Below are 11059 nucleotides of genomic sequence, written 5' to 3'. Positions count from 1 at the left end.
ATAATGTCGGATTTATCCTACATTTGCAGAAAAAACAGAAACGATTATGCAAAAGCTGGATAGAGATTATACGATAGAACCGACCGATTTGAGGAAATCCGTCGGTTCTGCGATCCGCCCATTAGGAGGGATGATACTTTTCTGTGAAGAGGGGTGTGCTATTGTTTCAGTAAATTTCAAACGTCGCCCGTTACGATGTGGCAACATTGTGCTCGTATTCCCGGACACCCTGTTTGTTGTTCATGCCGTCAGCAAAAAGTTTCGAGTACGAAACCTCGAAATGTCGCCCGGACTGTTCGATGAAACGACGTTTTCATTATCATCCGCTTTTTTCGACAGGGTATATGACGATCCTATTTTTCAGACCTCCGCAGAACAACGGATATTACTGTATTCTTGGCATTGTCACAATGATTATTACATGCACGTGCTTGTCGGGAAACCGGTTCGGATGATGATACGGAATCAGATTCAAAATCTGTTCATGGCAATAGAAGCCCTAACGATGCCCGAAATTCCTGCGAAAAATATAAAATCGATCAGCATTGTACGACAACAGTTTAACCGTTTTTGTCGGTTGTTGGTGGAACACTGTTATTCTCAGCACGATGTAAAATTTTATGCAGACAAATTGTGCATCACTCCATATTACCTCTCGAAAATCACATTCAAAACACTGGGAATATCGCCAAAGGAACTTATCGACAGGCAAATCGTTATGGAAATGAAACGTTTGCTCGTTTCCACAGATCTGTCAGCCAAAGAGATTGCTGATCGTTTCCATTTTGACAGCACATCATATATGGGGCGCTATTTCCGTCGGCATACGGGTATGACGCCTACCGAATTTCGGGAATAGAAGAGCTTTTGCCTTGAGTTGAATTATACACCTGCTAATGATAGGAATGCGATTGAGTTAACTGTAATGTCTGATATTGTTATTGTTTACGAAAAAGAACATTAAAAAATGTCCAGTTCTATGATGCTAAAACTGGACATTTAAATCTATCTTGGGGGATAATGTTACTTGAACACTTGCAACGTGTTCAAGTTTTTATTCACTAAAATACCGTCAATAGCTTTCAAGTCAAATCTGACTTTACGTTTTGCTTTTAGCTTTATGACGAATAGTTTCATGGAGCCTTCGAGGGGTTCTTGATCTCCTAAGTTTACAAAAGTAGGGTAGATGGCTTTTTGACCGTTTGAATGCAAGCGATCCCGGGTCAGGTTTTCCATCTTTTTCATGTTGATCGGTTCAACGGTGATAAATTCGTAGTCGTCCTGATCGTAAGGTAAGGCGAAACTGAGAGCGTTCACGGCTTGGAGGTTCACTCCGTTCACGTTGATTTCAATGACTTCGCCCTTGTTGTACGCTTGTTTGGATGTACTGATTTCGATATGACCGTTTACTTTCGGGATTGATGGTTTTACACCGCCATCTAATTGTGTGGCCACGACGGAGATATCGTAGGCATCAATCAAGTTATTCTTGTTGATGTCGCCATTACTGATGTAGCCTTCGAAATCCGGGTCGCCTTTTCTCAGACCGGTGTAGTTCATGTAGGATGTCAGGTCATTGTGATCTATCAGCCCGTCATTGTTGATGTCTCCCGGTAGATAACTTTCCGTGCCGGGTACTTTAAAGACATAAAGCTCACGACCGGAACCGTAGTTACCGACACTCTCGTTCACGGATAGTCTGATATAGCGAGCGGAGGGATGATCCGTGAACTTAAACTGTTTGACGGCGTTGTCCCGAACCCATTCAAATGACCCGGCTTCTATCCAGTTTTGTTTGTCCATGCTGTAATATACGGAACCTTTCAACAGAGTACCGTTTCCGGCATCCATGCGGGGTAGGTAGTTGAATTTATCTAATTGATTGATCGTCTGTAAATCCATGATGATATCAAATGGAATGGCTTTCATACCGTAGCGGGTGTGCCACGTGTCCCCGGATTCGGCAAAGTCGAATAATTTATGAATACCTGCACCACCTTGGTTGGGGACAGAGGTTTCACCTTTAATATTGGGGATGGCAAATTCCAACGGGTTGGATAAGGTGGTCACGCTAAATTCCTTCCAATCGGAGAACCCGTCCTTGTTGACGGCCCGGATTTTAAAAGAGTAGCGGGTTTCGGCTTCCAAGTTTTCAAAGAGGATTTCCGTATTCTTGATCGTGGTGTATAACATATCATTAAACTCGATCTCGTAATAGTCTGCATGCTCCACCTTGTTCCACGTGGGTTTCACGGTATAAGGAGCTACATTTTCTTCGGTCACTTGGGCGACTGGGGTTAGCAGTTGTCCCGTGGATCGTTTGTGACTATCGGGGACGTCAAATTTGAAGCCGTTAATATTCACGATGATCTCGTTTGCCGTGATGTCCGTGGATGCTAGTTTGATTAATAGTTGGGGATTCTTGGTAATCGAGACGTTCGCAAATTCGCTACCTTCGGTTGCATACTTGTTCAAGTTCGGGGTGGCGTCATAGAAATAGGTGTTTGTGCTGTTCATGAATTCATCCATGGATCGGGCTTCTGTCAATCTTACTTTGCCGGAACCGATTCTGGCGGTAATCTTTTTGGGGCGCTCTGTCACGTTGATCTTGAACAGGGTTTCTTTTTCTTTGATGAAACCGTCAAAATCTCCTCGTGTCGGGTAGATGTGAAGGGTAACGTTGTTTTTTGAATCCGTGTCTGATTCTATCAAAGTGATTGTTTCCATGCCTGATTTATATGCTTCGGTGATTCCGTCATCGTCATATTCCGTGAAGCTGGTATGCCCGTCGGGGTATACTTCATACAGGCGAAGGTGTCGGTTGATTTCGTTCACGTTGTTGTTCGCGGTCGTGAGGGGAATAATAGCCCCGCTTTTCACGAAAACGGGAAGTTTCCACAGGGGAGAGGTGAAATTGTTTAATATACGGTTCCCTTTATATTTTTCACCCGTGAAATAATCAATCCAAGTACCTTCCGGAAGATAGATACCATCCCGGATATCGTTTCCTTCTTTATCCGCGCGGGTTGCCTGATAGATAGGTGCCACCAGGAAGTAAGGGCCGTACATGAATTGATATTGGGTGAAAATGCCTAATGTATAAGGATTCGGGTCTTCTAGTAGCATGGCCCGAATGATAGGTAATCCGGTAACGGCTTCTTTGGCAATGCTGTACGTGTAGGGGAGTAATTCGGACTTCATTTTTAAATACCAACGGTTGATGGAAGTTGCCGGTTCTCCCAAGGCATGCGGGTATTTCTCGTTAGCCCCCCAACCATCCATGTTTAATTCCATGGGAGTGAATGTTTTCCATTGAAAATCCCGGATGTTGACAACCGGATTTTTCCCCCCGAAAATACCGTCCATGTCGGAAGTGATATTCGGCTGACCGGATAAACCGGATCCTATATAGGTTGGGATATGAAAGCGAATGTATTCCCAATTGCCCCCGGTTTGGTCTCCCGACCAGATTGCGGCGTAACGTTGTGTTCCGGCCCAACCGTCGAGGGAAATGATAAACGGGCGACTGTTATCACCATAATACGTCATGATCCGGGCTGCATCCGCCACGCCGTTTAGCCCGAAGGAATAACCGGCACCCACCCAGGCTACATCGGTCTTTAGTACTCGTACTCCCGCATCTCGTACTTCTTTTATGATATTCCTTTGCAACAAGGCGGTTATTCCCGGTTTCGGGTACAAATCGGATTGGGTCCATAACCCGATCTGAACGCCATTTTGATGAGCGTATTCCGCCAGTTCTTTCAAGTTTTGAATGTTACCGTCGAGGGTTTCCGTTTGACCGTACCCGGCCCCGTACCCGTCGTTCGGTAGTAACCATCCCAAGGGCATGTCATGACTATTATAGCGATCGATCACGGCACGGGCGGAGAATTGATAGTTATTTTTCTCCCCGTTCAATGATTCTTTAATTCCTCCATTGTCTTTTTGGCTTTCTTTATATCGTTTACCATCTTCGAAAAGAATACCCTTTTCGTCTTGTTTCCAATAATCCCGGTTATAAGCGTTCAAGTGACCTTGGTAAAAACCGAATTTCGGCAGTAATACCGGGTGTCCCGTGAGTTGATAAAAGTCATTCAACAAGGCTGCTACCCCGTCATTTATCATGTAAAATACATCCAAGTAATCGGTTTCGTGAGAGAGTTTAACCATGCTTTTATTAGTAGCCCCGAAGTCGTAAGTCCCTTTTTTAAAGGTGTACCACATGAATCCGTATCCACGTGTAGACCAGTAATAAGGGGTGGGTGAGGCGACACCGCCATCTGTCCAGCTATTTTGATTTTCTATCGCAATTTTCTTGCCTTTGTGAGAGAAACGACCGTTTTGAACGCCTCCTCCGTAGAAATATTCATCGGGATTTTCTTTTAACGTCAGGACGGTTTTCCCCTTTTCGAAAAGAACTGGTTCGGTTTCTTCCAGAACCGTGATCCCGGTTGATAGGTTGACGACTTTCAGCAAAGCGGTTTGTTTATCCAGAATCAGTTTTATTTTACTGGTTGTGATGGTGATTTGGTTGTTGGTGTCGTTGATCATCAAATCGGAAATCGTCTTCCGGGGATTATCAACCAGAATTCGGGCCTCCGGTTCTGCTGCGGGAGCTTGCATGTTTCCTCCCGTGTTGTTCTGGAAGACTCTAAAAATGTTTTCTCCGTAAAAATCAAATGTCATTCTTTGATGATTAGAGAACAGGATGTCGACAGTCGTGGGATTGACTTTTTTTACCCCGATAATTGTTTCTTGTTTTTGTTTGACCGAGCCTACTGTTGCAGCCTCGGAGGACATTAGCGATATAAACAATAAAACAAGTAAAAATATCACTTTCTGTTTGTTGTAGATCATGCTATAATGTATTAAGTCGGACTATTTTTTTGTAAAGATCGTAAATTTTGTTTTTAAATGCTGAATCCTGAAGTTAAAATTATTTGCAGAAGATATTTTAATCTTTCTTTCATGTAATGATTCGCATTGTTCTTGTGTTTTTTCACGGTGTTGATCGTGATATTCAGTTGTTGTGAAATCTCTTCGTGGCTTTTTCCTTGTAAACTCAACAAGTATACTTCTTTGCAGGCGGGAGGGAGTTCATTAAACACGGTTCTTAAAGCCTCGAATATTTCGGCTTCAAACAAGTTGTCTAAGAATGATTTTTCTTCTTCGTTCTCGGACACGATGTGTTGCACGTATTTTTCGGTAACTTCATGATGCCGGATCAGGTCGATGCACGCATTTTGTACGACTTTGTACAAGAATGCTTTGGCTTCATTTTCATCTTTAAACAGGTGTAATTTTTCCCATAACCGGACAAAGGCATCTTGAATGATATCAGAGACAATCGTTTGATCATTAATGTATTTGACGGCAAAATAGCGTAAGAGTACCACGTATTTTTCGTATAAATAGCGAAAAGTTTTTTCTTTGTCCGTGAAGTTTACTACAAAACTATTCTGCATGATTTTTGAAATGCTTTTTAATCATTAAGTTAACGGTATTGTAATCAGTTATTTCCAACCAAATATTATAGTTGCTTTTTTGTATCATAAATGGAACGTTTATTAATATACTTCGTTCATGATTGAAAAGAAATTCGAAAAGTCAACTTCCATATTTGTTGTATGTTGGGAATGACAACGTTAAACAAAATGTGATTAGATGCGAAAATATCAATAAATAGCCTATATTTGTCGTATTAATTAACGTTGGTTTTTTCACATATCATTTCTTTTTTTAGAAGCTAGAAAACAGACGTAATTATTGGAAAGTGAAGGTGCGATAGTTGTTTTCTGAATGTTTTGCAATTCGGAATAAAACATTTTCTTATTTTTGCACAATTCAAAAACGTGGATGGTGGAATACCATCGGAATAAAGTTAATTTAATGTACGAAGCAATCATAGAAAAAATAAAGGAAAGACTTTCCGCTCAGGATTTGAAAGTGGTAATAATACCTCATATTTCACCTGACGGTGATGCTGTCGGGTCGTGTTCAGCCTTGTGGCAGGTGTTGGATAAAGTGGGAATACGTGCGCAATTGATGACATGTGATTATATCCCGGATTACTTGCGATGGTTGAAACGAATTCCGGATGCAATTTCTTTTCAGAACAGATCGAAAGAGTGCCGCCATTGGCTTCGGGAAGCGGATGTATTGTTCATGCTGGATCATAACACGGTGAGCCGGGAAGGGGATTTAGAACCTTTGGTTAAGGAGTTTAAAGGTGATGTTATCATGATAGATCATCACCCGGACCCGGACAATGTGACTTATCGCATTTCGGATACAAGTGTATCTTCGACGTGTGAATTGCTTTATAATGTCATTTCCGGCGTGTGGGGTAAAGAAATCATTGACACGGATATAGCTAATGCTATCTATACCGGAATTTCAACTGATACCGGGGGATTAAGTCACAATTCTTCTCACCCGGAAACTTATCGGGTGATAGCCGATTTACTGGCTTTAGGTTTGAACAAAGATTACGTGCACGAGCAACTTTACCAGCGAAACACGCTTTCCCGGTTACGTTTGACGGGGAATTGTCTGTTGAATAAATTGGCGATAGATGAACATTTCCCCGTGGCCGTGATCCCGATTACATTTCAGGAATTGGAATTATATAATTATAAAGACGGGGATTTGGAGGGCTTGGTAAACGTGCCGTTATCTATTGAGGATGTGCTTGTTTCCGTGCAGATCACCGAGCGAAAAGACAAGGTGAAACTTTCTTTCCGTTCGAAAGGAAATATTCCTGTAAATATGTGGGCGAAGGAGTTTTTCAATGGCGGCGGACATCTGAATGCCGCGGGGGGACAAATGCCGTTACCTTTAGAGAATGTTGTGGAAAAAGTGCGAGACACGGCAGAATGGTTCTTCAAGCAATTGGAAATTGAAAATTGACAATTATTACTTCACGAGATATTAAAAAGAGATACTTTAAATAATATGATGTATAACCTTGCAGGAGAGAAGATCATTTTCAATTCTGTATTTTCAATTAATAACATGCCTTTTTTAAGATTTCATGCGATAGAAAAAGATAAATTGGCCCGGGTGGGAGAACGGTTGATTTCAGGGATTGTCAGCACCTTGGGATGCCCGAGGGAAACGGTTGTTTTAGAGGTGATGAATTCATCTTTTGTTTCAGGAGACGATCATTTGCAAGCGTATCCTTTCGTGAAGGTGGAATATTTTAAACGTCCTGTAGAACAGCAAGATGCTTTGGCAAAAATAATATTCGAGTGTCTGAAAGAAGCCGGGTATCCGGATAGTGATGTTTATTTCTCTTTCTTAGAGAAGGAACGATATTATGAAAACGGGGAAGTGATAAAATGAAAAAAAAGCGGTAATATTTTAGTTGATATTACCGCTTTTTAAATTAAAATAATTAAGTTTGTGCATAGTATAAAACGCAACGACTATGACAGAAGTAAGTGAATTAGTAGCTCTCTTGAGCAAGGCGGAAAGAGGTTACACGAAAATTTTGAATCGCAGTTTTCTGAATGCCGGTTATGATCTCAGCCGGGAGCAATACGAGCTTTTGCAAGTGTTGTGGGAACAGGATCACGTGAATCAACAAAACATCTCCAAACGTCTTCAAAAAGATAAGTACAATGTCACGAAATTATTGAATACTTTGCAAAAACGGGGATATGTTCAGCGGAAGATGGATAAAGAGGATAAGCGGAGTAATTTTGTCGTACTCACGGAAAAAGGGGTGGAAGCCCAGCATGCCTTGCGTCAAATCGTGGAGCAGGTACACACGGATATGAGTTTTACCTTGTCTTCGCAAGAATTGAAGTCCGCGATATGGGTTTTGAAGAAACTCAATGTCAACTAAAAATGAGGGCTGTAAAGTCCATAAAGTTTATAAAGTCCATAAGGTCTATGGACCCCTGTGGGGCGAGGAAGATAAAAGTTAAAAGAGAAAAACTAAAAATGAGAAGGTTCAGTGATTATGAAAAAAGAGTGTTGTGAGAGGAAATCACTTAATCGGAAATCATAAATCAAAAAATTGATTGGATCATAAATTTAAAATATTTGTTATGGGAGTTTTTCAAGGATTAAAACCGGAAGCTGTTTGGGGATATTTTGAAGAAATATGTCAGGTCCCCAGACCGTCAAAAAAAGAAGGAAAGATTATCGCTTATTTGTTGGATTGGGCCAAGAAGCACAATCTGGATGCTAAGCGGGATGAAGCGGGAAATGTATTGATTAAAAAGCCAGCCACGAAAGGGAAGGAAAATACCCCGACCGTGATTTTGCAGGCTCACATGGATATGGTGTGCGAGAAGAATTCCGACACGATTCATGATTTCGACAAAGACCCGATACAACCCTACGTGGATGGAGAGTGGGTGCGAGCTAAAGGAACAACATTAGGAGCTGACGACGGGATCGGGATGGCAGCACAAATGGCTATCTTGACATCAACAGATATTGCTCACGGACCGATTGAATGTTTGTTCACCGTGGATGAAGAGACCGGTTTGACTGGGGCTTTTGCTCTACAACCGGGATTCCTGAGTGGAAATATTCTTTTGAACCTGGACTCGGAGGATGAAGGAGAATTGTTTATCGGGTGTGCCGGAGGTATTGATACCGTTATAAATATGGGATACAAGACGGAAAAGACACCTGCAGATTCTTTTGCAGTGAAAGTACAGGTGAAGGGACTTCAAGGAGGACATTCCGGTGATGATATAAATAAAGGTAGGGGAAATGCGATCAAGATTTTAAATCGCTTCTTGTGGGACTTGAATGCAAAATACGGGATTCGAGTTTCCGTGCTTGAGGGAGGAAATTTGCGTAACGCTATCGCCCGGGAGGCATTTGCCGTGATCACGTTTGAAAATCAACACCGGGAACACGTGAGAGCGGATTTCAATATATATACCGCCGAAATGGAGAATGTGTGGAAAGTTACCGAACCGGGATTACAGTTGGCGTTGGAATCCATTGAAGTCCCGGAAAACGGATTGACGGAAGAAAGTACCAAGGCGTTGTTGAATGCCTTATACGCTTGTCCTCACGGGGTATTCTCGATGAGTTATCGTATGCCGGGATTGGTTGAGACCTCCACGAATCTGGCTGCTGTAAGATTTAACGAGCCCAATAATATATTGATCACGACATCACAACGTAGCGATATTAATTCAGAGAAATTCAATATTGCCAATATGGTGGAATCCGTGTTTACGTTGGCCGGGGCAAAAGTGGAACACGGGGAAGGGTATCCCGGTTGGGCTCCGAACCCGAATTCTCCGGTAGTGAAAGTGGCCGTGGACTCTTATAAGCGTTTGTTCGGTAAAGAACCTATCGTGCGTTCAATTCACGCCGGATTGGAGTGCGGTCTGTTCCTGGAAAAATACCCGAACATGGATATGGTCTCTTTCGGCCCGACACTGAGAGGCGTTCACTCTCCGGATGAGAAAATAAATATCAAGACCGTAGAAATGTGGTGGAGTCACCTGGTGGATATACTGCAACATCTATAATGAGTTAGAAAGTTTGTAAGGTTTATAAAGTTTATAAAGTCTATGGACCCCTGCGGGGCGCTTTGTTTACGGCAGCTTGGCTGCCGATAAATATAGTTCTAAGGACTTTTGCAACTTTATAAACCTTATGAACTTTATGAACCTTATAAACTAATTTGTATATGGAAACTTCAAAAAAACTGGCAAAATACGATCGTTTGTATGATCAGATCAAGCAATATATCCAATCCACGGAAGATATTTGGGCACGTTTAGCGACCATGGAAGCCGTGTTGCACCACAAGATGCAGACCTTTTTCTGGACCGGGGTGTATGTGTTGGTCGATGGCGATTTGATAGTTCGTTCCTATCAAGGCCCCGTGGCCTGTCAGAAACTCCGAAGCGGAGGTGTTTGTTGGGCTGCCATTAATTCGGGAGAGACGGTTATCGTGGGTAACGTGGAAGAATTTCCGGGGCATATAGCCTGTAACGCCGCATCAAAAAGTGAAATTGTAATTCCTTTAAGAGATCAGGAAGGGCGCATTTTCGGCTGTCTGGACGTGGATAGCGATCAATTAGAGGCGTTTGACCGGGAAGACGAGGCGGGTTTAAAGAAAATATTGTCTCTTCTTTATCAGTCAGATAGCGTGAAATGATTCGAGAAATGTGAAAAATAAGTTAAGATGCTTTTGATATTTCTTAAGAGAGTGTTATCTTAGTGGGCATAAACAACGATTTTATTCATGTTAAACAAAACACGGAAAATATGAAGAAACTACTTTTATTTGTTCTAACGAGCTTGTTTGTAGGAGGAGCTCTTTTTGCGCAAGAAGATGAGTCTGGTAAATTAAAAAATGCCGGGAATGCGGCATACAAGGCAAAAAATTACAAGGAAGCTGTCGAGAATTGGGAGAAGTATTTGAAAGCCATTGATTACAAGGATGATGCTTGTGTGTATAATGTCGCCCTTCTTTCTTATAAGTTTTTGAAGAATTATCCGCAAGCGGAGAAGTATTTTGATATGTCAATCAAGAATAATTATAAGGTTGCTTCTTCTTATCAAGGAAAAGCTGATGCTCAAGAAAACCAGAACAAGATAGCAGAAATGCTTAAAACTTTGGAAGATGGAATTAAAGCTACCCCGGGACAGAACGTGAAGTTGGAAAAGATGTATTCCGATTATTTCGCTAAAGAGGGACAAAAATTCCAAAAAGCGAATAATATCGCCAAGGCAGCCGAGAATTTCACGAAGAGTTCTCAGGTTTCCAACAAACAATTGAAAGCCCGCGGTTTATTGAGCTTGGGTACGCTTTATTTTAATAATGGTGCTTCTATTCTCCAAAAAGCAACTCCTTTCGCTAATTCTGAGAAAGAAAAATATGAAGCAGAAAAAGCAAAAGCCTTGGCTGATTTCAAAAAAGCTCAGGATTATTTGAATCAGGCTGCAACTGTTGAGCCGGCAAACGAGAGCGTGAAAGAGACTTTGAAACAAGTGAAAGAAGCTATTGCCCCGTTAGTTGAAAAGAAATAACGAATTTACACCGATAGATAAAAAGAGGGTTAAGTAAAAC

The 11059-nt window shown here is 41.8% G+C and carries 9 protein-coding genes and 1 pseudogene; 8 read left to right on the top strand and 2 right to left on the bottom strand.

Annotated features, from left to right (window positions below; genetic code table 11):
• Positions 1-46 precede the first annotated feature (46 nt).
• Together DWW52_RS04045 and DWW52_RS21355 are read left to right on the top strand one after the other, a co-directional pair.
• Positions 47-859 carry an AraC family transcriptional regulator gene (locus DWW52_RS04045; protein ID WP_118714158.1) on the top strand — a complete coding sequence of 271 codons (813 nt, stop codon included), beginning with the start codon at positions 47-49 and terminating at the stop codon, positions 857-859.
• Positions 847-961: pseudogene (locus DWW52_RS21355) on the top strand (transcriptional regulator); the annotation flags it as partial. The gene DWW52_RS04045 and the pseudogene DWW52_RS21355, both read left to right, overlap by 13 nt.
• Before the next feature lie 62 nt (positions 962-1023).
• Here the strand turns inward: DWW52_RS21355 and DWW52_RS04035 are convergent.
• Together DWW52_RS04035 and DWW52_RS04030 are read right to left on the bottom strand one after the other, a co-directional pair.
• Positions 1024-4803 (bottom strand): TIM-barrel domain-containing protein, encoded by a 3780-nt coding sequence (locus tag DWW52_RS04035; RefSeq protein ID WP_233556700.1) that lies wholly within the window; start codon positions 4801-4803, stop codon positions 1024-1026.
• 110 nt (positions 4804-4913) lie between these two features.
• Positions 4914-5468, bottom strand: coding sequence for an RNA polymerase sigma factor (locus tag DWW52_RS04030; protein WP_118714156.1), 555 nt, complete (start codon positions 5466-5468; stop codon positions 4914-4916).
• A 424-nt stretch (positions 5469-5892) separates the two neighbouring features.
• Between DWW52_RS04030 and DWW52_RS04025 the strand changes: the two genes are divergently transcribed.
• The 6 genes from DWW52_RS04025 to DWW52_RS04000 all read left to right on the top strand — a co-directional run bounded on the left by DWW52_RS04025 (position 5893) and on the right by DWW52_RS04000 (position 11019).
• The gene (locus DWW52_RS04025) at positions 5893-6912 is read left to right on the top strand and encodes a bifunctional oligoribonuclease/PAP phosphatase NrnA (RefSeq protein WP_118714310.1); all 1020 of its coding nucleotides are present in this window, start codon (positions 5893-5895) and stop codon (positions 6910-6912) included.
• 45 nt (positions 6913-6957) lie between these two features.
• Positions 6958-7347, top strand: coding sequence for a DUF1904 family protein (locus DWW52_RS04020; protein WP_233556688.1), 390 nt, complete (start codon positions 6958-6960; stop codon positions 7345-7347).
• Between the two features lie 85 nt (positions 7348-7432).
• Positions 7433-7852 carry a MarR family winged helix-turn-helix transcriptional regulator gene (locus tag DWW52_RS04015; protein ID WP_118714155.1) on the top strand — a complete coding sequence of 140 codons (420 nt, stop codon included), beginning with the start codon at positions 7433-7435 and terminating at the stop codon, positions 7850-7852.
• 205 nt (positions 7853-8057) lie between these two features.
• Positions 8058-9509, top strand: a complete 1452-nt coding sequence (locus tag DWW52_RS04010; protein WP_118714154.1) for an aminoacyl-histidine dipeptidase — start codon at positions 8058-8060, stop codon at positions 9507-9509.
• A gap of 161 nt (positions 9510-9670) precedes the next feature.
• Positions 9671-10144: a GAF domain-containing protein gene (locus tag DWW52_RS04005; protein WP_118714153.1), complete on the top strand. Its 474-nt coding sequence runs from the start codon at positions 9671-9673 to the stop codon at positions 10142-10144.
• Positions 10145-10254: 110 nt separating this feature from the next.
• Complete coding sequence (locus tag DWW52_RS04000; RefSeq protein WP_118714152.1) at positions 10255-11019, top strand: hypothetical protein; 765 nt, start codon at positions 10255-10257, stop codon at positions 11017-11019.
• The last annotated feature ends 40 nt before the right edge of the window (positions 11020-11059 follow it).

The sequence above is a fragment of the Odoribacter sp. AF15-53 genome (assembly GCF_003479425.1).
GTDB lineage: Bacteria > Bacteroidota > Bacteroidia > Bacteroidales > Marinifilaceae > Butyricimonas.
The sequence above is the reverse complement of the archived record's forward strand: the minus strand, read 5'-3'. Positions and strand labels throughout refer to the sequence as shown.

Excerpts from the sequence above, each read along its gene's own strand:
- DWW52_RS04045 (WP_118714158.1), top strand. The coding sequence starts at position 47 with ATGCAAAAGCTGGATAGAGATTATACGATAGAACCGACCGATTTGAGG.
- DWW52_RS04035 (WP_233556700.1), bottom strand. The coding sequence starts at position 4,803 with ATGTCCTCCGAGGCTGCAACAGTAGGCTCGGTCAAACAAAAACAAGAA.
- DWW52_RS04030 (WP_118714156.1), bottom strand. The coding sequence starts at position 5,468 with ATGCAGAATAGTTTTGTAGTAAACTTCACGGACAAAGAAAAAACTTTT.
- DWW52_RS04025 (WP_118714310.1), top strand. The coding sequence starts at position 5,893 with ATGTACGAAGCAATCATAGAAAAAATAAAGGAAAGACTTTCCGCTCAG.
- DWW52_RS04020 (WP_233556688.1), top strand. The coding sequence starts at position 6,958 with ATGATGTATAACCTTGCAGGAGAGAAGATCATTTTCAATTCTGTATTT.
- DWW52_RS04015 (WP_118714155.1), top strand. The coding sequence starts at position 7,433 with ATGACAGAAGTAAGTGAATTAGTAGCTCTCTTGAGCAAGGCGGAAAGA.
- DWW52_RS04010 (WP_118714154.1), top strand. The coding sequence starts at position 8,058 with ATGGGAGTTTTTCAAGGATTAAAACCGGAAGCTGTTTGGGGATATTTT.
- DWW52_RS04005 (WP_118714153.1), top strand. The coding sequence starts at position 9,671 with ATGGAAACTTCAAAAAAACTGGCAAAATACGATCGTTTGTATGATCAG.
- DWW52_RS04000 (WP_118714152.1), top strand. The coding sequence starts at position 10,255 with ATGAAGAAACTACTTTTATTTGTTCTAACGAGCTTGTTTGTAGGAGGA.